22 protein-coding genes are annotated in these 22958 nt (G+C 70.1%); 6 read left to right on the top strand and 16 right to left on the bottom strand.

What is annotated here, in order from left to right:
* Positions 1-14: 14 nt before the first annotated feature.
* Together rfbA and WHI96_RS17750 are read left to right on the top strand one after the other, a co-directional pair.
* On the top strand, positions 15-917 hold the full coding sequence (gene rfbA / locus WHI96_RS17755) for a glucose-1-phosphate thymidylyltransferase RfbA (protein WP_345644330.1): 903 nt from the start codon (positions 15-17) through the stop codon (positions 915-917).
* Positions 914-1510, top strand: a complete 597-nt coding sequence (locus tag WHI96_RS17750; protein ID WP_345644333.1) for an acyltransferase — start codon at positions 914-916, stop codon at positions 1508-1510. Before rfbA ends, WHI96_RS17750 begins: the two co-directional genes overlap by 4 nt.
* Here WHI96_RS17750 and WHI96_RS17745 read toward each other — a convergent pair.
* The 12 genes from WHI96_RS17745 to WHI96_RS17690 form a co-directional block, all read right to left on the bottom strand.
* Positions 1499-2128 carry an acyltransferase gene (locus tag WHI96_RS17745; protein WP_345644336.1) on the bottom strand — a complete coding sequence of 210 codons (630 nt, stop codon included), beginning with the start codon at positions 2126-2128 and terminating at the stop codon, positions 1499-1501. The two genes, WHI96_RS17750 and WHI96_RS17745, sit on opposite strands and share 12 nt — an antisense overlap.
* Entirely contained in the window at positions 2125-3504 is a 1380-nt protein-coding gene (locus tag WHI96_RS17740; RefSeq protein ID WP_345644339.1) for a lipopolysaccharide biosynthesis protein, read from the bottom strand. Before WHI96_RS17740 ends, WHI96_RS17745 begins: the two co-directional genes overlap by 4 nt.
* A complete protein-coding gene (locus tag WHI96_RS17735) occupies positions 3501-4187 on the bottom strand; it encodes a class I SAM-dependent methyltransferase (RefSeq protein ID WP_345644341.1) in 687 nt (228 codons plus the stop codon). Before WHI96_RS17735 ends, WHI96_RS17740 begins: the two co-directional genes overlap by 4 nt.
* A 52-nt stretch (positions 4188-4239) precedes the next feature.
* Entirely contained in the window at positions 4240-5385 is a 1146-nt protein-coding gene (locus WHI96_RS17730; protein ID WP_349302417.1) for an acyltransferase family protein, read from the bottom strand.
* 17 nt (positions 5386-5402) lie between these two features.
* Positions 5403-6293: a right-handed parallel beta-helix repeat-containing protein gene (locus tag WHI96_RS17725; protein ID WP_345644345.1), complete on the bottom strand. Its 891-nt coding sequence runs from the start codon at positions 6291-6293 to the stop codon at positions 5403-5405.
* 50 nt (positions 6294-6343) lie between these two features.
* A complete protein-coding gene (locus tag WHI96_RS17720; protein WP_345644347.1) occupies positions 6344-7657 on the bottom strand; it encodes a nucleotide sugar dehydrogenase in 1314 nt (437 codons plus the stop codon).
* 15 nt (positions 7658-7672) lie between these two features.
* Complete coding sequence (locus WHI96_RS17715; RefSeq protein WP_345644348.1) at positions 7673-8854, bottom strand: glycosyltransferase; 1182 nt, start codon at positions 8852-8854, stop codon at positions 7673-7675.
* Positions 8839-12087: a nucleotidyltransferase family protein gene (locus tag WHI96_RS17710; protein ID WP_345644351.1), complete on the bottom strand. Its 3249-nt coding sequence runs from the start codon at positions 12085-12087 to the stop codon at positions 8839-8841. The genes WHI96_RS17715 and WHI96_RS17710 overlap by 16 nt, the downstream gene beginning before the upstream one ends.
* Before the next feature lie 86 nt (positions 12088-12173).
* Positions 12174-13046, bottom strand: a complete 873-nt coding sequence (locus WHI96_RS17705; protein WP_345644354.1) for a glycosyltransferase family 2 protein — start codon at positions 13044-13046, stop codon at positions 12174-12176.
* Positions 13043-14407 carry an O-antigen ligase family protein gene (locus WHI96_RS17700; RefSeq protein WP_345644357.1) on the bottom strand — a complete coding sequence of 455 codons (1365 nt, stop codon included), beginning with the start codon at positions 14405-14407 and terminating at the stop codon, positions 13043-13045. The genes WHI96_RS17705 and WHI96_RS17700 overlap by 4 nt, the downstream gene beginning before the upstream one ends.
* On the bottom strand, positions 14404-15279 hold the full coding sequence (locus WHI96_RS17695) for a YveK family protein (RefSeq protein ID WP_349302411.1): 876 nt from the start codon (positions 15277-15279) through the stop codon (positions 14404-14406). Before WHI96_RS17695 ends, WHI96_RS17700 begins: the two co-directional genes overlap by 4 nt.
* Before the next feature lie 211 nt (positions 15280-15490).
* Positions 15491-15628 carry a lasso RiPP family leader peptide-containing protein gene (locus tag WHI96_RS17690; protein ID WP_345644363.1) on the bottom strand — a complete coding sequence of 46 codons (138 nt, stop codon included), beginning with the start codon at positions 15626-15628 and terminating at the stop codon, positions 15491-15493.
* A 243-nt stretch (positions 15629-15871) separates the two neighbouring features.
* Here WHI96_RS17690 and WHI96_RS17685 point away from each other — a divergent pair, with 243 nt between their 5' ends.
* Positions 15872-17560 (top strand): ABC transporter ATP-binding protein, encoded by a 1689-nt coding sequence (locus WHI96_RS17685; RefSeq protein WP_345644366.1) that lies wholly within the window; start codon positions 15872-15874, stop codon positions 17558-17560.
* Here the strand turns inward: WHI96_RS17685 and WHI96_RS17680 are convergent.
* The 4 genes from WHI96_RS17680 to WHI96_RS17665 are packed head-to-tail and all read right to left on the bottom strand — an operon-like array spanning position 17553 to position 20330.
* Complete coding sequence (locus WHI96_RS17680) at positions 17553-18503, bottom strand: hypothetical protein (RefSeq protein ID WP_345644369.1); 951 nt, start codon at positions 18501-18503, stop codon at positions 17553-17555. The genes WHI96_RS17685 and WHI96_RS17680 overlap by 8 nt on opposite strands.
* A complete protein-coding gene (locus tag WHI96_RS17675) occupies positions 18500-18925 on the bottom strand; it encodes a lasso peptide biosynthesis B2 protein (protein ID WP_345644596.1) in 426 nt (141 codons plus the stop codon). Before WHI96_RS17675 ends, WHI96_RS17680 begins: the two co-directional genes overlap by 4 nt.
* Complete coding sequence (locus tag WHI96_RS17670) at positions 18925-20061, bottom strand: asparagine synthase-related protein (protein WP_345644371.1); 1137 nt, start codon at positions 20059-20061, stop codon at positions 18925-18927. Before WHI96_RS17670 ends, WHI96_RS17675 begins: the two co-directional genes overlap by 1 nt.
* Before the next feature lie 44 nt (positions 20062-20105).
* Positions 20106-20330: a PqqD family protein gene (locus WHI96_RS17665; RefSeq protein ID WP_345644374.1), complete on the bottom strand. Its 225-nt coding sequence runs from the start codon at positions 20328-20330 to the stop codon at positions 20106-20108.
* Between the two features lie 164 nt (positions 20331-20494).
* On the opposite strand from WHI96_RS17665, the gene WHI96_RS17660 reads away from it, so the two are divergent.
* The 3 genes from WHI96_RS17660 to WHI96_RS17650 all read left to right on the top strand — a co-directional run bounded on the left by WHI96_RS17660 (position 20495) and on the right by WHI96_RS17650 (position 22893).
* A complete protein-coding gene (locus WHI96_RS17660; protein ID WP_345644376.1) occupies positions 20495-21160 on the top strand; it encodes a class I SAM-dependent methyltransferase in 666 nt (221 codons plus the stop codon).
* A 550-nt stretch (positions 21161-21710) separates the two neighbouring features.
* A complete protein-coding gene (locus WHI96_RS17655; protein ID WP_345644379.1) occupies positions 21711-21998 on the top strand; it encodes a hypothetical protein in 288 nt (95 codons plus the stop codon).
* A gap of 130 nt (positions 21999-22128) precedes the next feature.
* A complete protein-coding gene (locus WHI96_RS17650; protein ID WP_425571580.1) occupies positions 22129-22893 on the top strand; it encodes a sugar transferase in 765 nt (254 codons plus the stop codon).
* The last annotated feature ends 65 nt before the right edge of the window (positions 22894-22958 follow it).

Below are 22958 nucleotides of genomic sequence, written 5' to 3'. Positions count from 1 at the left end.
CGGAGGAACCCGTCGTGACCAAGGGGATCGTCCTCGCCGGCGGCACCGGCAGCCGCCTCTCCCCTGTCACCAGAGCCGTGTCGAAACAGTTGCTGCCGGTCTACGACAAGCCGATGATCTATTACCCACTGACCACACTCATGCTGGCCGGTGTGCACGAGATCCTGCTGATCTCAACTCCCACGGACCTCCCCGGCTTCCAGCGGCTCCTCGGTGACGGCTCCCATCTCGGTCTGGAGATCAGCTACGCCGAGCAGCCGCGCCCCAACGGTCTGGCCGAGGCATTCATCATCGGGGCCGACCACGTCCGCGGCGGCCCGTCGGCCCTGGTGCTCGGCGACAACATCTTCCACGGTCCGTCCTTCGGGTCGACCCTGCGCCGCTCGGTCCGACGGATCTCCTCCGGCGAGACCGGTTGCGTCCTGTTCGGCTACCCGGTCCGGGATCCGGAGCGCTACGGCGTCGGCGAGGCCGACGCCGACGGGCGACTGATCAGCATCGAGGAGAAGCCCGAGAGGCCCCGTTCGGACCGAGCCATCACCGGGCTCTACCTGTACGACGAGCAGGTAGTCGACATCGCCGCGAACATCACGCCCTCGGCGCGTGGGGAGCTAGAGATCACCGACATCAACCGGACCTACCTGGACAAGGGCCGCGCGGCCTTACAGGACCTCGGCCGGGGGTTCGCCTGGCTCGACACCGGTACCCACGAGTCGCTCATCGACGCTGGCCAGTACGTGCGGACACTGGAGAACCGCCAAGGCGTCCGCATCGCGTGCATCGAGGAGGTCGCGCTGCGGATGAGCTTCATCGACGCCGAGCAGTGCCGCAGGCTCGGCGAGGAGCAGTCGGGATCGGGATACGGCGAGTACGTCGTCGAGGTCGCGGCACGTCACTCGGCCGGGGCCGAGGCGTGAGCGGCGGACACGTCGACACCCGCGGCGCCGACGAGGCCCGTCCGACCGACCCACGCGTCGCCGCCCGCGGCAGCCTCTCCCGCGTGCCATGGCACATCCAGGCCTACCTGCGCCAGGTCTGGTGCCGCTTCACGCTCAGCACGGTGGCCGGATCGGTCCTCGTCCCGACTCCCCTGCGCTGGCTCGTCCTACGCGCGTTCGGCGTGCGCACCGAGCGCTGCGGGGTGTCCGCAGGGGTCCGGATCTCGGGGGTCCGGCTGAGCATCGGGAAGTACACCTTCGTCAACACCGAGTGCTTCTTCGACACCTCGGCCGACATCACGGTCGGCGCGGAGTGCGCGATCGGCCTCCGGGTCCAGTTCATCACCTCGAGTCACCGGACCGGTCCCTCGACGCGACGGGCCGGTGCCGTCACGACCGCCCCGATCCGCATCGGGGACGGGGTGTGGATCGGTTCCGGCACGATCATCCTGCCGGGGGTGACCGTGGGGGACGGCGCGGTCGTCGCCGCGGGCGCCGTCGTCAACCGCGACTGCGATCCGGACACGCTCTACGGCGGGGTACCCGCCCGCCCGATCCGTTCACTGGTCTGACACAGCGGGACTCCCACCGTCTGAGGCGGCTCCGGCCGCGGGCCGGCGCGACGACACCGGGCGGGCCGGGCTCCCCACGACGACCGTCCCGGGCGGAACGTCCCTGGTGACAACGCTGTTGGCTCCGACGATCGCGCCGTCGCCGATCCGCACACCGGGCATGACGCAGGCCCCCTGCCCGATCCACACGCCTGCTCCGATCGACACCGGGCGTCCTTCGGTCGAGGCGCGCTGCACCCGGCCGCCCGGTCCCCGGGCGTGAGCATGGTCTGTGATCAGCACTCCGCGTGCGAGGATCGTGTGGTCTCCGATCTCCACGTGCGCCGCCGAGGCGATCGTGCAGAAGCCGGACATCCATACCCCGTCGCCGATCACGATCCGTGACTCGCGAGCGCCACCCGCCGCCGGCACGCAGTTCAGCCAGCAGTTGTCGCCGATGATCGTCGCACTCCCCACCGAGATACCCGAAGCGCCCCAGAGACGCAGGGGCGGGGTGATCCGACTTCCACTCCCGAAACTCCGGAATCCGCGCCTGATTCCAAGCGTGAGAATCAGCCCGGCGACATTCCTGCCCTTGTTCAACCACCATTCGGGCGCGGGAATCCCTCGACGCGTCATGACACCTCTCCGAGATATCTGTTCCGGACGCCCGCGAACGGGTAGGCCCCGATACCGATCGTCCGTTTGGCGATGATGGTGAGGCAGAACTGCTGCAGGGCGACCCCGGCCGCGGACGCTGCGGCGACCCCCAGGATGCCCCACCGCGCAGCGGCGACGATCTCCGCGGCGATCGTCATGGCGGAGAAGGTGACCATGATCGACGTGGCCGTACGGGCACGCCCGCACAGGATGAGGAGCTGGAACCCCTGCCCGAAGAAGACGTTGGCGGTCGCCCCGAGCGCCAACACCGTGAGAACGGTCGAGCCGGCGGCGAAATCGGGACCGAAGAGGGTGGACAGGACCCAGCCACCGAGCAGCACGACGCCGAGCAGACCGACGAGGCCCACCCCGCCGGAGATCGTGACCATGCGGCTCAACAGCCGCTGGAGAGCGACCCTCTCCCCCCGCGCCCACATCGAGGCGATCAACGGAGACAGCAGTCCGACCAGGATCGTCGCCGGGATCGCCAGCATCGACGCAGCCCGTGATGCGGCCGCGTACAGCGCGACGTCGACATCCGACGCGAAGTAGCCGACGACCAGGACGTCACCCAGGGCGATGGTGAAGGCACACAGCTCGGCGGCGAGGAACGGGGAACCCTGCCTGAGGGTCCCCCGTGCGGTCGGCTCCGCCACGACACCGGCAGGCGTCGTGCAACGGAGGACGCGCCGGAGCGCCGTCGCAGCCACGACCGCCGACACCGCAGAGGCCACGAGAGCGACCATAAGCACCACATCGAGACCGGACTCGTCGCCGACCAGGACGACGGCGGCGACGAGTGCGACGAACGCCAGCGTCCGCCCGGCGTTGCCGAACGCGGCCGCCATTCCCTGCCGGTGCAGACCGCGGAAGCACTCGGAGCAGACGAACCGGACCGCTTCGAGACTGATCGTCGCGGACAGAACCCAGATCGTCTCGCCGTCCAGCCGCCCGGAGAGCAGGAGCGAGCCGGCCAGTGGGATGACGGCCAGGCCGAGCAGCGGGAGCCCCACCAGCGCGATCCGACCGCTGAGAACCGCGAGGTGACGGGCGACGGCGCCTTCGGTCCCGGGTCCCGAGGCAGCGGCCTGTGCGACCGAGCGGACCGCCAGCCCGTGCAGGCCGAAGCGCAGCACGACGGCGAACAGGTAGGTGAGCGTCGTCGCGATCGAGTAGACACCGAAGTCGGCGGTACCGAGGTGTCGGGCGACGATGACCTGGGCGACGAGCCCCCCACCGATCGTCACCGCCTGGGCCCCGAGCCCCGCAGCGGCGGCGAACGACACCGCCCGGCGGCCGGTGCCGTCGGACGCGGGTCGGTTCGTCCCCCCGGCGCCGAGCATCGGACCGGTCACACCACGTCGTCGGGAACTGCGCCGGCGTCACCGACCGGTACCGTCGCGACCACCAGGTACTGCGCCGCCATGAACGAACGCACGGGCGTCTTGGCCAGGGTGCGCCGCAGCAGCAGTCGCGGCCCGCGCGCCCAGTAGCTCGGGACGATCCGCTCGACACGCAGGCCGGCGCTCTGAGCAAGCTCCTCGGCATCCTTCTTGGTGAACCACCGGAGGTGCGTGCGGTCGAAGATCCCCGCGTCGTCGCGCGGGAACCGGTGCCCGAACAGGAGCCGGCGGAACTGCGGCCAGTAGAGGATGTTCGGCACGCTGATCACCACGGTGGCGCCGGGAGCGAGCAGCCCGACCGTGCTCCGCAGAACGGTCCACGGGTCGACGAGGTGTTCCAGCACGTCAGCTGCGATCAGACAGTCGAAGTCACGCGCAGTGGGCGGCGGGTCGGCGACGAACTCCTCAGCGGAGGCGTTGACGACATGGTCGATCCGGCCGACCGCGTCCGCCGCGTAGGTCTCGTCCATCTCGACGCCCACGACGGAGACGGACTGGCGGAGTTTGAGCGCCTCTCCGAGGCGCCCCGACGAACAGCCGAGTTCGAGAACGTGCGAGGCCGTTGGCGGGACAAGCTGCTGCACGTCCGGTCGCGCGCCCTCGTATCCGTTGAGGCGCCTGTCGCGAAGACTCACGTCATGTCCCATCGATTCCTCGGGGTGCCCACTAGGTTCATTTCCGGTCGTACTACTCACGCCGCACCTCGCCGGTCACCTCAGAGAATGCGGATCCCGATTTCGGTCTACCGATCCGCTTGCGTAGCGGATCCAGCGGAAGCTCGATCAGGCGCCACAGGACCACACCCGAGAGCGTACCCGCCGGAATCGCGACGAGTGCGACCGCGTACGTCGACAAGCCCGTCATCCACTCCCGGATCACGAAGATTACCGGAGCATGCAGTAGGTAGATGCTGTAGCTCGCGAGTCCCACGACCTGAACGGCTCGGTAGCCGGAGACCGCACGCAACAGACCGACGAATCGCCCGTCCACCGCCAACAATCCGAATAGTATGACTAGACAGGTGGCCACAGCCTGCATGGGGTATCTGATGGTGTCGCGGAACCAATCGAACCGGACCACCAGAGTGAGAAGATATACGACTGCGGCGATCGGCAGCGCAGCCGCTCCGGAGACGAATCGTCGCAGACCGTCCGCTCTCCGACCCCCGTCAGACCAGTACCCATACGCGAGGGCGGCCAGCACTCCGATTGCGATGCCGTCGAGTCGGGTGTCGGTACCGTAGTAGATGCGGTCGGCCTCCGCACCCTGGAAATGTAGGACGAACTTCCATCCCAGCGATAGCAGCACCGCACCCGCGGTTGTGGTCCACATCATGGCACTCCGCCATCGGAACGCCACCATCGAGCACCAGAGCAGCGCGAAGACGATGTAGAACTGCTCCTCGATGGCGAGGCTCCACACGACATTAGAACCCGGAAGGAACTCCCCCGCGCCGTTGACCCGCTGCCAGTTGTAGAAGAAGAACGTCTGACCCAACAGAACCCGGAGATCGAGTGGAACGAACATCGCATAGATCAGCGAGGGGATCAGAACCACCACGACGAACGGCGGGGCGATCTTGAACAAACGTCGCTGATAGAAAGACCCGATCCGGAATCCACCCGTTCGCTCGAGCTCCCGGATCTGCAGATTCGTGATGATGAACCCGGAGATCGCAAAGAAGATCGTGACACCGCTGCCCCCTGGAACGATGTGCCCGAATCCGCTGTGAGCCACGACGACCAGCATGACCGCGACTGCGCGGAGTGCATCGATGTGAACATACCGACCCTCGACCACCGCTGGCCCGAGCCGACTGGAGCGTCTCGCCATCATGAATCCGCCATCGCCTACCGCGCAGGCTCGAGTTCGGCCGCTGTCTCAAGCACCCGGTTTCCGCCAGCCTCGATATTGCGCCCTCGCGGATACCAGGCACCCCATCGACCGACGTTCGGGAACGACTCGGTCGTGAAGTAGTTCGACTGGACCGCGAACCCGTCGGCGGGTTCAGCCGCGTCGACGGACAGCGTGTAGCTACCACCGCCCACCAAGTTGTCGGATACGACGATGTTCTTGGGCCGCCCGCTCTTGACCATGATGTTCACGGCGGCGGTCTCATCACCGTCGAGCAGGATGGTATTATTCACGATCCGGACGTTCTGGACGTCGTGATCACGCGTCTGAATTCCGTCCGCGTGCCATTCGGTGCCCGCCCGGGTCCTGATGTTGTGAATCCAACTGTCCTCGACGGTGAGGTCCGACTGCACCTCGACGCCGTTCCCCACATCGTGGATGTTGCACGACTTCACCGTGACACCGCCAGCGCCGGAAATCGCCCGAGCAGTGCCGTTCCTGCCGTCGATCTCGCAGTCCTCGAACGTGGTTCCCCGAACTCGCGGATCGACCGCCACCATTGCGTACTCGGCGTCGATCTCGCCCGAATAGACGAAACGCACATTGCGGAATGTCACGTCGTTCGCCGCGACGAGCACCTGTGGCGCGACGATCTCGACGTTCTCGATGACCGTACCGTCGGTGCGGACGACGAGTGGGCCGTCGTAGGGAGCGAGCGGTCCATCCGGGCCGGTGTCGGCGGCGGACGGGAACGAGTCGCGGCTACGGTGGGCCTCCGACCGGGAACCTCCCGGAATCGGGCTCGGAGACGTGTCGATCCGATCGGCGCCGTGGGCCGTGTCGGGTAGGCCCGGGGTGCATCCGGCCAGTGCGACACCGACAGCCACGACCAACACCACAGTCAGCCATCGCGCGGCCGACGCCGGACCCCGGCGGGTCATACGAGACTCACGTACCCGGGCCGGCCGGCGATGCGCTCGTCCCGCAACCCGATGACGTCGATGATCCGTGTGTCGGGGCCTGCCTTCTGCAGCGCGTTCACCACCGACTCCTCACCAGTACCGAGCAGGATTACCCGGCGGTCGGCGACGATCTCGTCGGCGGACTCGGCGAGGAGCTTGCCGATGTGCGGGACTCGAGCCTCGACGAACTCCCGGTTGGTGCCGAGCAGCTGGGACAGGACCACGTCCCGGTCGTAGATCGACAGGTCGTAACCCTTGCCGATCAACCGCTCGGCAAGCTCCACCAGGGGGCTCTCGCGCAGGTCGTCGGTACCGGACTTGAACGCCAGCCCGAGCAGACCGACCTGGCGGACACCGATGCGCAGCACCTCGTCCACCGCACGCTTGAGGTGATGCTCGTTGGAGGGCAGGACGCTGCTCAATAGCGGCACGGTCACGTCGGCGCGCTGCGCGGCGTAGACGATCCCGCGCAGGTCCTTCGGCAGGCATGACCCGCCGAACGCGAAACCGGGCCGGAGGTAGGCACGGGAGATGTTCAGCCGGGTGTCAGAGAGGAACACCTCGGTGACCGCGTCGGTGTCGACATCGAGGGCCCGGCACACCGCGCCGATCTCGTTGGCGAAACCGACCTTCAACGCGTGGAACGAGTTGTCGACGTACTTGGTCATCTCCGCGGTCGGGATGGACACCCGGAACACCTCGGCGGGCAGGCCCTCGTACAGCTCGAGCAGCGGTTCGCCGGAGGCCGGGTCGTACTCACCGATCACTGTCTTGGGCGGGTTCTCGAAGTCCTGGATGCTCGACCCCTCACGGAGGAACTCCGGGTTCACTGCCACCCCGAAATCGACGCCCGCAGACTTTCCGGAGGTCTTCTCCAGGATAGGGATCAGCAACCCGGCACAGGTGCCGGGCAGCATCGTGCTGCGGAAGACGACCGTCACCCGCTCGTCCTTGTCCCGGATCAGCTCACCGAGCTGCTCGGAGACCCGCTCCAGTGCGACCGTCGACAAGCTGCCGTTCGCCGCTGAGGGCGTTCCGACGCAGACGATGAAGACCGTCGCCTGCTCGACCGCGTCGGCCAGGGAGGTCGTCGCCCGGAGCCTGCCCGACCCGACGACGTCGGCGACGAGCTCACCGATCCCCTCCTCGACGATCGTCGCCCGTCCACCGTTGATCATCTCGACCTTCGCGGTCTGGGTGTCGACACCGGTCACCCGATGTCCCCGCTTCGCGAAGCAGGCGGCGGAGACACATCCGACGTAGCCCAGTCCGAGTACGGCAATATCCATGTGGGGAGCCCTTCTTCATCGCGGTTCGGACAGCGGACGGGGTACGGGCTGGACGACGGCGTCGACCAGCGGGCGGAGCCGCTTCGTCCAGTCGAGCTCCGCGAGGGTCTCCGACCGTTCGGCCTCGGACGCCGCCCCGGCGTCGATCGCCCGGTGTAACGCGGAGACCCATTCGGCCGGACCGCCACACGGCTGTACGCGCTCACCCAGGTCCTCGATCGACTGCAGGTCGGTCGTTACAACGGGCAGCCCCGCGGCCAGATACTCGAAGACCTTCAGCGGGGACGACGCGGTGGTCTGACGGTTCACGACGTGCGGCACGACGCCGACGGCCGCGTTGAACGTCACCGCGGCCAGGGTCGCCTGGTCGAGGTCGCCCAGCACCCGCACCCGGGGCAGGGCGGCGAGCTTCGTGCGCAACGCGGGGCTCTCGACCGGTCCGGCGATCAGGACGGCGTCGAGCGCGGGGTGGCCGACCACCCGCGCGAGCAGTTCGGTGTCCAGCCGCGGGCCGATGCTGCCCGAGTAGAGGGCGTAGACCCCCGGATGGGGGCCGAGCCGGGTCGGCCATCCGAGCCGCTTCCGCCACACGTGCCCGGCGACGCCGTTCGGCAGCACCGTCACCGGGCCGTCGGGCCGGAGCCTGTGCCCCAGCGTCTCACTGACCGCGACGATCTCGGCCGTGCCGGCACCGACCTCGCCCTGTGCGGCGTCGAGCACCGGCCACCAGCGCCGGAAGAAGGTGTGACCGGCCCAGTCGTCGCGCGCGTAGTAGAAGCAGCGAATGCCGAGCATCGGTGCCGCCCACGCGGCGACGAATGGGTTGGCGGTGACCAGCACGTCCTGCGGAGTGCACCGTCGACGGAGCAGGCGCCCGTACCGCTGGTACTGGTCCCGCACCGAGGCCAGGTCGGTCGGATCGGTCCGCCGGAGCCGCAACGGCCGGACGTGGGTGAGCGGGCTCCCACCGATGACGACGCGGCGCTCGGTTCGCGACCAGCGTCCGCGGGCGACGTCGGCGATGCGCGAGCGCCACGGGTCGGCCACGGTCACCGACTCCGTCCGGCCGTCGGCGATGACCTGGAGCAGCAGCTGGTCGGGAGGCCGGCAGAACTCCCGGCGACGGACGTCGTCGAGGGTCTCGAAGGCGAAGGTGAGCAGGACCCGGGTGCGGTCCCGCGTCACTCCGTCGACCACGGCCCGGTCCGGTGGGTGGGGCCACCACCGGTAATCGCGCGGTAGAAGCCGAGCAACTCCTTCTCGGACCGTTCCCAGGACAGCCGGTCCTCCACGCGGCGCCGCCCGGCATCGCCCATCCGTCTGCGTCGCTCGGGGTCGGCCAGCAGATCGCGGATCAGGCCCGCGAACTCCCGCTCGTCGTTGGGCTCCGCGTAGTCGGCCGCGTCGCCCGCTGACACCCGCGCCTCCTTGAGATCGAACGATACGATCGGCCGGCTCATGGCCATGTACTCGACGATCTTGTTCATCGTCGAGACGTCGTTCAGTGGGTTGAGCGGGTCGGGCGCCAGACACACGTCGGCGGTGGACAGGCAGGTGCGCAGGAACTCATCGCTGACCCGGCCGGGGAACTCGACCATGCCGGCCAGCCCCAGCTGGTCCCGCAGCCGCACCATGTCGTCGAGGGCGTCACCAGCGCCCATCATGATCACGTGCACGTCGGTGCAGCCGAGGTCGTCGCGCAGGTGCCCGATCGCACGCAGGGCGTAGTCCACGCCATCCTGAGGTCCCATGACCCCGAGGTAGGTGAGCAGGTGGCGGCGCCCACGACGCAGCCCGGGGTCGGGCTCGACGGGCACGAAGCGGGACAGGTCGGGTGCGCTGCGCACGACCCGCACCCGCTCCGGACGCTTGTGACCCCGGTCGATCGCCACCTCCCGATAGCTCTCGTTGGTGGAGATGACGCCGTCGGCGACGGCGAAGGTCGCCCGTTCCAGCAGCACCGCGGCCCGGTAGAACAGTCCGGATCGGGAGCCGAACCGGGACTCGAACAGCTCCGGAACCAAGTCGTGATGGTCGAACACCAGCTTCGCCCGGGACAAGAGCTTGAACGGCAGGCCCACGAGCAGCAGCAGGTCGGGCGGGTTGCAGGCGTGCACGACGTCGACGTGCCCGACCTTCCGGGCCAGGCGAGCGCTGTGCCACAACGCCGCCCCGTACTCGCGCAGGTAGCCGGTCGGTCCGCCGGTCGCGGCGCGCAACGGGTACCGCAGGATCCGGACACCGTCGATCGTCACCTCCGGCTCGGTGTCCCGGCGGGCGCCCATCGGGCAGATGACCGTCACCCGGTAGCCGCTGCGGACCAGCGTGCTGGACTGCTGCCAGACCCGGCGGTCGAACGGAACGGAGAGGTTCTCGACGATCACCAGCACGTGCGGCGCTCTGGCGCCGCCACTCGTGCCGTGCGCGCGCACCGCCTCGTGGTAGGCCGCCCGGTCCATTGCGTGCTCGACCGACCGGTGCAGGTCCGCCTTGCTGTCGGTGGTCTCCGCGTGGCCGGCTCGGTGCCGGATTCCCGCCCGTGCGGTCCGGACCAGCGTGCGGATTCGGCCGGTGTCGCGGGCCGCCCGTAGGACGATGGCCCCACCGGGTCGCGCATGCCCCCTCGTGGGTAGCGGAGTGAGCGCGCGGTCCAGCGCCAGCCAGGCCCCGGTCACCGCTCCGGTGCCGATGGCGCGCGCCACGGACGGTCCGATCGCGGCCGCCCGCCGCAGCATCAGCGACACCGGGAGCTCTACGCCGAGGGCTCGGGCCCGCTCACGCACCGCGGCCCCGTCGTCGACCCGGAGCGCAGCCTGCTGCACGTCGAGCAACCACCGGAGCCGGTCGCCACCGGACTTCCAGGCGTGCACCGCGGTATGCACCACGGTGTCGACCTCGTCCAGCGTTCTGACCTGTGCGCCCCCGATGCGCACGGTCCGCGCGTTCCCGAACAGTTCCCCGGTGTCCAGCGCCAGCTCCGAACGCACCTGCGGGTCGTTGATCACGTGCCAGTGCAGGTCGACCACGACGCCGCCCGGTCCGATCAGGGACAGCTCACCGCGCTGCTGGCGGCGGATCATCGGCCAGTTGCCGTCCACCAACGTCGATCCCGCCGCGACCAGCACATCCACGGCACGCTCGAAGTCCGCGGGGCGGACCAGGACGTCGAGGTCGGCGTACTCGCGCACCCCCGGCCGCCGGTAGACGATCTCGGACAGCACCGGGCCCTTGAGCACCAGCCAATCCACACCTGCCTCGTCCAGTTTCCGGCCGAGCAGGTGCAGCGAGTGCTGCTGCTGCAGGGCCCGGGCGGTGTGTTCGCGGCGCACCCGGGCACCGGCCTCGCCGCCGGCGACGACGTCGCAGATCACGCCGAGCACCCCGTGCCGACGGGCGGCGTCGAGCAGGGCAGGCACATCGTCGGTGCGGCTCGATCCTCCGGTCGCGAAGGCCCGCACAGCCGCCTCGACCTCGGCGTCGGCCCGGCTCCCCGATGATCCGGGGACGGCGGGTCCGGCGGGGAGGCTCGCCGCGGAATCGGGCCGGTACCGGCGCAGCACGCCGTCCACGTCCGCACCGCGCGCGAGGGTCCACGCGCCCGCCCTGGCGTCGGCCCGGCCACGGCACACCCGCAGCAGGTCACCGGCGAGCAGGCCCGCCCGTACCGACGCGGCAGGCCAGCGGCCCTCGCGGTTGCGCACGTGCCGTACCCGGTTGGTCCGCATGAGGCCACGGATCCACGGCGAGACAGAGGCGTCGACGAGCCGGATCGCCACCGCGTCCGGCAGGTACCGGACCGCGTAGCCACGGTCGCCCGCCCGCAGGCAGAAGTCGACCTCCTCCTCATAGAGGAAGTACGACTCGTCCCACTCGCCGACCGCGCTCAGACAGTCCCAGGAGACCGCGAGGAACCCCCCGGTCGCCCAGCCGACATCGGCCACCGACTCGTAGACGGAGCGGTCCCGGATCACCTCGGTCGGCAGCCCGAGACGGTGGGCCAGCGGTCCGCCGCACACGGCCTCCGACCAGGTGGCCGCGACGCCCGGCCGGTGCCGCAGCGACAGCTGCAGCTCCCCGTCCGCGGTGAGCAGCCTGGGCGCCACGATCCCGACGCGCGGGTCCCGGTACAGCTCTCCGACGAGACGCTCAGCGGTGCCGGGTCCGAACCGCACGTCCGGGTTGACGATGACCACCGAGGCCGGCGGGACGTCACGCTCGGCAAGCGCCCTGACCGCGTGGTTGATTCCGGCGGCGAACCCCCGGTTCCCGTCCATGACGTGGGTCCGGATGCCGCGCGGATCGAGGCGCAGGCGCTCGACGGTCCCGTCGGACGAGCCGCTGTCGACAGCGTGGATCTCGACCGTCCGGTCACCGATGGTGGCCGGGACGGAATCCAGCAGGCCGTCCACGACGCCGCCGGAGTTGTGCATGACACAGACGACTGCGACCTGTCCGCCCCTCGACATCCGGTCGGAGCCGGCGGCCGTGAGGTGACGTGGGCGTTTCTCGCGGGTCCTCACACGTGCTCCTCGGTTCTGTGTGCTGCGCGGTCGCTCGACCACGACGCGCCGCCGCGTGCCTGCCAGTACCTCGCCAGGATCCGCTCGGCAGTCACCGCGGCCAGGAACGCCGCACCGTCGAGCGGGCGGATGCGGCAGGTGCGGACACCGCGCACCAGGTCGGCCGCGGAGAGAGGTGGAACGGGGGCGGTCGGTCCACTACCAGTCCTGGGGCCGAGCTGCCGGTTCCCGAACCGTGCGCGTGCCCGGCGGCGCACCAGGGAGGCGAAGGTGGGTGCCGGACGGGTCGTCGACACGGCCTCGGGCACCGTCCGCCGTTCGTACGGTGCGAAACTGCGGTGCACGTACTCGTCGTCGGCGACGACGTCGGGGAGCGGGAACACGCGCAGGCACGCCTGCTCGCCGAGGAGGTACGCGCCGACCCCGGACAACACCCGGCGGTCGGCCATCAGCGCGTCGTGGGCACGGTGGGCGCGGGTCGCCAGGGGGCCGCAGGCGCTGTAGTCCCACTCGATCCGAGGCGCGACGGCGAGGACACCGTCTCCGACGTCCAACCGGGCCGCCATGGACCGCACCGAGTGGGTGGACAGCCGCACGTCGGCGTCGAGCACGAGCCGGGGGAAGGTGCGGCACAGGTCGTAGCCGAGACCGATCGCGTGCACCTTGCCCGCGACGTACGTCTCCACGACCCGGACCTGCGGGAACGAGCGGGCGATCGCGGCGGTGCGGTCCGTGCAGGCGTTCGGCACGACCACGACGTCGATCTCGTCAGGCGCGGCGTCGGCCAGCAGGGACTCCAGCGTGTGCCGCAGGCCGAACTCCTCGTCGTGTGCCGGGACGATGACGCTCACCAGCGGTGCGGTGCTCATCGGGCAGCCACACCCGTCTCGGTCTTCTCGGGCGTGGCCACGCCGGTGGCGGCCACCACGAGGATCGCGGAGGCCAGACCGACGTAGACGAACAGCAGGAAGGCCACCTGCTGGAACGCGAGCAGGTCGAAGGTGAACCCGCAGACAGTCGTCCCGGCGATCGCGGCGAAGACCGCCTGGGCGGCGTCGCGCGTCGCGCGGTCCGTGGCCCGGCGCCGGGCGAGATGGGCGACGACGAGGCCCACGGTCGGGACCGATGCGAACGCCACCACCCCGACCACGCCACCCTCGACATAACTGCCCAGGAACTGGTTGTCCAGAATGAAGTAGACGTCGGGCTGAAAGGTCCCGGGTCCGATGCCGAACAGTTCGCGCCCCTCCATCATGGCGTCGACGCGCGGGTAATCCTGCTGCCGTGCGAGGACGCTGTTGTCGGTCGAGGCGTTGGTGAACAGGCCGAAGAGTGTGCCCAGGATCCCGGGCTGCACGAAGCGGTAGACGATGAGTCCCCCGAGAGCACAGGCGAGGGCAGTGAGCCGCTGTCGCCAGCTCCACACCATCGCGTAGCAGCCGAGCGCGACCAGAAGCCCCAGGATCCCGGACCGGGAGATGCCGAACGGCACCGCGATCAGCAACAGGGCCACCGCCACCCCGGCCGCCTGGCGACGGGCTGTGGTCGCGCTGTAGGTCGTCAGCCACAACGCCACGGGCACGGCGGCCCCCATGATCACGCTGAACTCGATGGGATGGGCGGCACTCCCGATGACCCGGGTGAGGTCGTTCCGCAGCTCGGTGGACACGGTGGTGCTCAGGGCCAGCCCCGGAAGGCGCAGTATCGCCGCGAGATCGAGCGTCGTCCGAGACTGGATGATGCCGACCAGCGCGGAGAACGCGGCACCGAACGTGACGGCCCGCATCACGGTGTGCAGGTCCCGTCGCGTCGAGACGAACAGGGCCACGGCGAGCCCGACTCCCAGCATCGCGAGGGTGCCGATCAGGAAGCGGGTGCCGCCGTCCGCCTCGGCCGAACTCATCAGGCGGCGCTCCCCCGCCCCGTGGAGCGCGAGCATCGTCAGTGTGTAGACGATGAGAACTGCCGGAACCACACGGGAGCCGGGCACCCGAGTGCCCCACATCGACCGAGCGGCGTTCTGCTGGACGAAGACCACGAGCACCAGGATGAGTGCGAGGAGACCCAGCACCCGGCTGGCGCTGCCGAGTGATCGGAGCGGCCCGCCGAGGACCAGGTTTGCGGGCAAGACCAGCGAAGCGATGACCATGAAGGCGCAGAAGGTCGCGGCCGGCCGGCGGGGGGCGTCGCCGGTAGTGGAAGGTGCCACCGTCTCGAACTCCGAGGTCACCGGTCCGCGTTCACAGATCGCGCGGGCCCCGGCAGCCGCTCCGTCCTGGCGTCCAGACCGGGCGTGGGCCGGGCGCCGGGAGTCCGACTGGTCGGCTGCGGCCGAGAGACGGGCTGCGGGGTGGGCTGGGGCCTGCTCACCGGCTGTGGCTGGACCGGCTGCGGTTCGCGAGCACCGTCGACCCCCTGGGCCCCGTCCTGCGCACCGTCACCGTCGTCCGCACCGGCCCCCTGCCGCGCGCGCTCACGACGGGTCAGCGGCCCGTCCAGCGCGACCGCCAAGAGCACAGCGAGGGCGATCCCGGCCACCAGGATGGCGCCGACCACGCGGTTACGGTCCGGCGTCGCGGACGTGACGATCGGGTCCGGCGCGAACCGGGGTGCCCGGTACGCGGTGGACTGCGGGATGCCGGCCTGGGCCTGCAGGTTTGCGAGGGCACCGTCGGACCCGTCGATGACCCGGCCGAGCAACGTCGCGACGGCGGTCTCGTCGGTACCCGACGCCGCGATCGTCACCACCGGCAGCTGCGGATCGGCCGAGGCCTGGTAAGACGCCTCCGGGCTCACACCGAGCTGGGCTTGCCGCTCGGCGCTGTTCAGGCTGGTCACCAGGAGGTTCGAGATGAGTCGCGCGCCGCCCGCACTGACCAGGGCACTGCGCTGCGCCTGGTCGACCTGTGAGACCTGGCCGCCCTCACCGAGATTCGGTAGGTCGGTGACCGAGTTGGGCACGACCACGACATAGTTCTCGGCGGAGTACACAGTGTCGGCCGTGAAGAAGGCCGCCACGGCTGCCAGGGTCGTCACGACGAGGACGGTTGCGGCGATCTTCCATCGCCGCAACGTGACCTTGAGTGCGCTTACGAGATCCATCTCTTGCCTCATCCCCCGATGACTGGCGACTTCGTCATCCGTTCGAGCAGGTCGACGACAGTGTCCAATTACTCTAGCGACTCTGCGGCGTTCGAACGAACGGGCTGCATCTAGTGATGGCAGCGAGCCCCGCATTCTCAGTCTGACATGGCAACAGCGTGTCGCCAGACCGGGAGTCGATCCGGCGACACGCTGTCGACAAGTTCCGGACTCAGGAGAAGAGTCCCACGGTGGACGGCGTACCGGCCGGGTACTGACCGTCCAGGAGGCCGGCCTGCTTTCCGCCCAGGGTCAGCTCGATCACGGAACCCATCTCGACGACCTCGGGAGCCTCGTACGTCTTCTTCATCTCTAGTGCCTTTCGAGGTGGACGCCGGGGACCTCCCGGCGATCCATACGTCGCACCATCGAGGGCCGGTGTTAGCGGCTCGGTGTCAGCTCATCGAATGTGATGACCGATAGTCGGTGGACCGCCACGTCACCGGCCGTACGATCTGCCGCTGTGCGCAGGCTCTCTCAGCTCCGACGGTCCGTCCGACCGGTCGCCGCGGCGGCCAGGCGGGTGGTCGCTGTAGACCCGGGAGGGACGGCTGTGGCGGCCTCCCTTCAGGTGGTCGGCGCCGTGGCCGCGCTAGCGGTGGTCGGGGCCGCGCAACTCGCGCTGGAGGCGATCGTCGCCCCCGAACGCAACGCCACCGACCTGACCGTCGGGCTGCTCGCCCTCGCCGCGGCGACTGCGGTCTCGGGATCGATGACGATCCTGCAGTCCCAACAGCAGCGGCTGCTCGGCGAGCGCCTGTCCCAGGCGACCTGGACCGACATACTCGCGGTGACCACCCGGGTCCGGATGATCAACTACGAGTCGGTGGGATTCTCCACGCAGCTCGAGCGGGTCGAGCAGAACGCTGTGAGCCGTCCGTTCATGGTGGCGACCGCGCTGCTCGGTATGTCCGGCAATCTGCTCGGCGTCGTGACGATGGCGATCGCGATCCTCGCGATCGCCCCGATCCTGCTCCCCGTGCTGCTGGTCGCCGGGTTCCCGGCGGTCCTGCTGTCCCGACTAGCCAGCAGGGCCGAGTTCACGTTCGCGTCCCGGGCGATCGGCGACTTCCGGCGCCGCGCGTACCTGCGGCGACTGCTGAGCCAACGACCGTTCGCCGCAGAGGCACGGTCGTTCACCACCACGCTCCCACTGAGTCGCGAGCACGACGCCGCCAACGACCGGTATTTAGGCCTGCTGCGGAGGCAGGTGCGGAAGCGGCAGGCTTACGCCGTGCTCACAACGCTCGCCGTCGGGATCACCCTGGCCGGGGCGTTCCTGATCATCGTCCTCCTGCTCAACACCGGACAGATCTCGTTGGCCGAGGCGGGGGCGGCCGCCATCGCCGTACGGCTGCTCAGCGCGCAACTGAGCGGGTTCTTCGCCAGCCTCGGGAACCTCCAGGAGTCGGCACCGTTCCTGCAGGACCTCGAACGCTTCCGTGCCCTGGCCCCGCCGGAGGTCGAGGAGGCCCCGCCCGCGCGACCGCTGCGCTCGGAGTTCGTCGTCGACCAGGTGACCTTCCGCTATCCCGAGCAGTCGACGCCCGCGCTGCACGGAGTCACCCTGGCGATCCGTCGCGGCGAGATCGTCGCGCTGGTCGGCGAGAACGGTTCGGGAAAGACGACCCTGGCAAAGATCATCGCAGGGCTGTACGAGCCCGACGAGGGCCGCACCACCTGGGACGGGGAGGTCATCGACGGAGAGGCAATCCGGGCGTCGGTCAGCGTGACGTTGCAGGACTTCGTGCGCTACCAGATGACGGTCCGGGACAACATCACCATCAGTGATCCCGATCGCGACCGTTCGGACGTCTCGACGGTGCTGGCCGACTCCGGGGCCGACGAGGTCGTCGTCGGTCTCGACGACGGCGCCGACACCATGCTGGGCCGCGAGCTGGACGAAGGGGTCGATCTCAGCGGCGGGCAGTGGCAGCGGGTGGCCATCGCCCGCTGTCTGTTCCGGGACCGGGACCTGGTCGTGCTCGACGAACCCACTGCCGCTCTTGACCCGAGAGCCGAGAGCGAGCTCTTCGCCGACGTGCGCCAGATGCTCGACGGCAAGGCCGCGCTGCTCATCTCACACAGGCTGTCCAGCGTACGCTTGGCCGACCGGATCTATGTGCTGGCCAGGGGCGAGGTGATCGACTCCGGGACCCACGACGAACTCGTGCGCCGGGCCGGGCTCTACGCGGAACTCTACGGAATGCAGGCCGAGACCTACCTGCGCGACCTCAGCTGAGCTGTCCGAGGAGCTGCCGCGAGGTGGACTCTCCGTCGAACGGCGGGCCCCAGGGGACGACGGCCTCGTAGACGGGCACCCGTTCTGCCAGGTCCGCTGCGTGCTGGAACTGGTCGCGCAGGATCGTGGGATCGGTCCATCCGACGATCCGGGGGAACTGCAGCAGCCTGCGCATCGCCGCCGCGGGGCCGAGTCGGGTCACCTTCACCTTCTCGGCGTCCGGGGTCGGGCGTGGCACGACGCAGGCGCGCAGCGGGAGTGTCGACGCCGCGGTCAGCGTGGCGCGCAGAGCGAGCCTGCCGTCGGCGGTCTCGGCCGTGGTCGCCCCGTCGACCGTCGCCGCGATAGAGCGTGCCTTGTCCCGCAGCCGCCCCTCCACGCCGCCCGCGTGCACCAGGACCCGACTGCCGGCCGGACCGAGGGTGGTGCGCAGCACGTCGTCGGAGACGAAAGCGTGGCCCGCGCCGCACAGCATCGCCGCGAGCGTCGACTTCCCCATCCCTGAGGAGCCCACGAAGGCGACCGCCTCACCGCCGACCTCGACACAACTGGCGTGCAGGACGAGTGCCCCGTTGAGGGTCAGATGCATGGCGATCAACGCCCCGCTACCGAGGACCGCGAGCAGCCCGGGGTCGGCACCGGGGTCAGGGCGTACTGTGATCTCCCGCAATAGCGGATCGCCGACGAACTCGCACAGGCCCGGATACCGCAGGGCTATCCGAGCGTCGTCACGGGAGACGGCGAAGCGGAGCGCGCCGTTGTCGTCGCGCAGCTCGGCCATGACGGCATCCTGCGGCGCCGTGTCGGGCACCGGGGCGGCCGGAACGATGGTCAACCGGATGTCGGCGCGGCCGGCGCCCGGCTCGATCCTCTGCAGCGCGAGTTCCAGATCCGACTCGACCACGAGTCCGTGACCCGCGTAGCGATGAGCGGTCCCGGTCATGCGCGCTCACCGTCCAGCTCGAGCATCGGCCCGAAGTCCGGCGCGGTCGGGTCGAGAGTGCGACCGTCGATCTCGATCCAGGCGTGCGCGAGGGTGCCCGCCCCATCCGGGCGGATCCCGATCCTCAGTACCGGATGCTCGGCACGCATCCTGCTGCCGAGCAACATCGCGCGACGCAGGCAGGTGTCGCCGAACGGCCAACCGCCGGTCGCGACCCGGGCTGCGCGGACCACCGCCGTGTAGCGCCGCCGGATCAACGCGGGCTCGTGCCCGGCGGCGCCGTCGAGACGGAGCTCGATGCCCAGGGCCCGGCAGGCGTGCGGCAGCCCGCGCCGGCGCACCAGCCACTCGATCCTCGCGAGCACCTGCAGCTGGACGACCAGCTCCACGGCGCACCGCGCCCACCATCCCAGCCGACGCATCACGCGACCTCCTTCCTCGTACCGGCCAGCCACGCCTGTTGGAGCAGCAACGCCGACTGCGCGTGGAACTCGCGGGCCCGCCAGCGGCGCCTCAGTACGTCAACGTCGACGAGGGCCCGGTCGACTCCCGAGCCGTCCCAGGTCGCCACGAACTCCTGGGTCAGCGGGCCGAAACGGGAGGTGTTGAATACTGCCTTCGACCGGCGCCGAACCACCTCGGCGGGCAGTAGACCTGCCGACAGCAGCTCGACGGCGGAACTGCGGCTCCGGAGCCCGAACGCCCCGCCGAACGCGGCGAAGGCGTCCACGAAAGCCGGCTCGCCGAGTGGCTGCACGAGCAGGCACCCGTGCGCGCGGGCGGTGAGATCCGTCGTCCTGTGGCCGACGGCTGCGGCGCGCCGGGCCATCCACGTCCGGACAGACCGGTCCCACCGTAGGGGCAGACGTCGGACGTCGGCTCTAGTCCGCCGCCGCGACTCGGCCCGCGCGTCCGGGGTCAGCCAGTCCAGGTCCACGGTGCCACGGGGCTCGTGCCAGCCGGACAGCAGCCGCGGCGTGGCCTCGGCGGCCACGTTCGACCAGTCGCGTAGCGCCAGCCCGCGCCCACGACGCCGCACGACGCCCCGGAGCACCGTCATCCGCTGCGGTCCGGTGATCTCATCGCCGAACTCCCCGGTGAGCACGGCCCCGCCGGCGGCCCGCCGGGCCAGCTCGATCGTCGGGCCGAGCGAGGCGGGCCAGACCGGCGCCCCGTGGGCGAGCAGGACGGGGCGCATCAGCGGCCCGATCAGGTCGAACTCGTCGCCGATCACGACCCGCTGCCACTCGACGGGGAGACCCGAGCGAGCGAGGTGGCCGACCACCGCCTCCTGGAACCCACTCTCGTCGGCGTCGTCGTCGCCGTCGTGCCGGAAGGTCATCGCCACCGGCGGCGCCAGCTGCTCCCGACGAGCGATCTCGGCGGCCAGCGCGAGGATGACCGACGAGTCGCGCCCTCCGGAGAACGCGACGACGCACGGTGTGGACTGCAACGCGGCCCGGATGATGTCGCGAAGGACCTCGACCGGGTGAGAGGGCGACGGGTCGGGGTCCGGGATCTCGCCGTAGCCGGGCAGCCACCCGGCCGCGATCTCCATCGCACTCAGCTGGGGTAACCCGGTTGGGATCCCGGACGACACGCTCACGTGGCGAGCAGGCCGACCGAGGCCAGCCGCTCGCCGAACCCCTCGATGTCGCGTCGCGCCGTCGCGCCGTCGACCTCGTACTCGTCGGTCACGGTCGTCACCAGTTCGTCCACCGGCACATCCCGGCCGTCGGACAGCAGTTCGATTAACCGGACCCCGACCCCGGTGACCGTCAGGTACCGCGACGTCTCCAAATCCAGGACGATGGTCTCGTCGCCCACCGTCCGAGTGGACACACCTTCGGTTCGCAGCCTCATCGCTCTCCTCTCCCTACCTACACATCTCGTCTCACCGACCACGGCCGTTTCGCTGCGGACGACTTTCGCCGCGATGATCGTCGCAACTGGCGACGATCATCGCGTTGGGGTGACGCTACGATCCGGACATGAAGCTGCGAAGCCTTGTCGTCGAAGGGCCGAGTTCACTCGGCGGGAGGGCCAGGGCCCGCCGATGGGAGTTGTTCCGCGACGCGCTCGGTGACGTCTCCGATCTCTCTGTCCTCGACCTCGGTGGAACTCCGTCAACCTGGCAGCGCGCTCCAGTCCGGCCGCGGTCGGTGACCGTGCTGAACCTGTTCCCCGGTGAGCTGAATCTTCGCGACGACGAGAGGCCTGACCTGGAGGGGATCGAGGTGGTGCACGGCGATGCGTGCCAGCCGCCTTCGGAGATCGCAAACCGCCGGTTCGACCTGGTCTTCTCCAACTCACTGATCGAACACGTGGGGGGCCCCTACCGACGGCGCCAGCTCGCTGAGGTCATCCGGTCGGCCGCGGACCGGTACTGGGTTCAGACTCCGTACCGGTACTTCCCGGTCGAGCCGCACTGGATCTTTCCAGGATTCCAGTTCCTGCCCCTCGCAGCCCGCGCCCGCCTGTCCCAGACGTGGCCGCTGGTCCACAGTCGGGCGACGAGCCGGGCCGACGGAATCGACGCCTCGCTCGACGTCGAATTGATCTCGCTCACCGAGATGCGACATCTGTTTCCCGGGGGCGCCGTGAAGATCGAGCGCTTCGGCGGGATTCCCAAGAGCCTTATCGCGGTACGCACCTGATCAACCGGTTCGATCAGCTCACAACGCGCCGTTGTCAACCTGATCAGCTGCTGGCGATCATGAGCTGCGGCGATGCGCATTGCGGCCTGGTCGGGGCTGGAGCCGATCTCGCGTAAGACCTTCCAGCTCTTCAACTCCGTACTCACCCGCTCGCCGGGCCCACGACGACGGGTGTGCACGGCGTTGACTGCCTTCTGGTTGACCGACAAGCGCCGGTGACGCCCCCGTGTCAGGGGCGAGGCGATCCGGACCGGCGGGGTTCCCCACGCCCGACGACCTCGTGGCCGCCGTCCACGCCGACGGCGAACCCCACCCGCATACGCTGACGCTGGTCTGCGCGCGGGTGCCACCACGCCTGCTGCGCCGTTCGCGGTTGCCCGCTGGCCGTCGCGCTCGTCGCCGACGACCCCGACGGCACCTGGGAATGCAGCCGCGTCGGCGGCTGCCGCTTCGCCCCCGCTCTGGCGCTGCTCCCCCACGGCCTGACCTACGGCGGCGTCAGCCCGCTCGAGGCGCCGTCGATCGTGCGCGACCTCGGGCGCGGCTCCTGGTGCCCGCGCGGCTGCGGGGGCGGTCCTCGCCGGCCCCGACCGTGCAGGCGGCCCAGCACCACGCGCGGATCACCACCGGCGCGACCGGGCTGGACGACCGGCGCGGCACCGACGTGACCTCCGACGGTGCGCCCGCCGGGAGCACCGGCTGGCGTGCCACGTTCACCAGGCCGGACTGCGTGGTGCAGATGCCGGAGCGGTCCGTGTCGCTGGACCAGCCACCGACCTGCGCCGCGCGGCCGGCCGGGCGGATCCGTGTGTTCGACCTCGCCGACCCCCACCGCTGACCGGCTGTCACGACGCGTAGTCAAGATTGTCGATCTGCCCCCGAGATCGTTAATGAGGGGGTCTTCGATCTCGACAGCCTGATCGAGAAACAGGGCCGAAGGGCCCGGATCGCACAGGGGGATCGACGCGATGACCGCACCGGCGCACCGCACCACCACCCGGCAGGCCCGCACCACGGCCGACCCGGTCGGCGAGGCCACCCGGGCCACCGAGGCCGCGGCCGCCGCCGTCGACGAGGCCACCCGGACCGTCGAGCTCGCCGTCGTCACCGCGGTTCCGGCCGCCGCACCGCGCCGCACCGCCGGCCGCGCCTACACGGTCCTCAACGCCGTCGTCGCCCTGCTGCTGATCCTGCTGCTCGCCCCGGTCATGCTCGCCGTCGCGATCGCCGTGAAGCTCGACGGCGGCCCGGTGTTCTTCCGCCAGTCCCGCGTCGGCAAGGACGGCACCGACTTCGGGATGCTGAAGTTCCGCTCCATGGTCGTCGACGCCGAGGCCCGCCTCGCCGCGCTCGCCGCCCGCAACGAGGGCGCCGGCCCGCTGTTCAAGATGTGCTCCGACCCCCGCGTCACCCGCGTCGGCTGCGTCCTCCGCCGCTACTCCCTCGACGAGCTGCCCCAGCTGTTCAACGTCGTCGCCGGGACCATGCACCTCGTCGGCCCCCGCCCCGCCCTGCGCCGCGAGGTCGACGCCTACTGCCCGCTGGCCGCACGCCGCCTCGCCGTCAAGCCCGGCCTGACCGGCCTGTGGCAGGTGTCCGGCCGCAGCGACCTGAGCTGGGACGAGTCCATCCGCCTCGACGCCGACTACGTGCAGCGCTGGTCCCCGATGCTCGACCTGTCGATCCTCGCCCGCACCGCCGGTGCGGTCACCCGCGGCGGGGGCGCCTACTGACCACCCGACCCCAGGTCCTCCGCGACGGCGGGGGCGGACACCACCCGGTGACCGCCCCCGCCGTC

The sequence above is a fragment of the Pseudonocardia tropica genome, assembly GCF_040105315.1.
Taxonomy (GTDB): domain Bacteria; phylum Actinomycetota; class Actinomycetes; order Mycobacteriales; family Pseudonocardiaceae; genus Pseudonocardia; species Pseudonocardia alni.
Note: the sequence above shows the minus strand (reverse complement) of the source record. Positions and strands in the feature narration are given on the sequence as shown.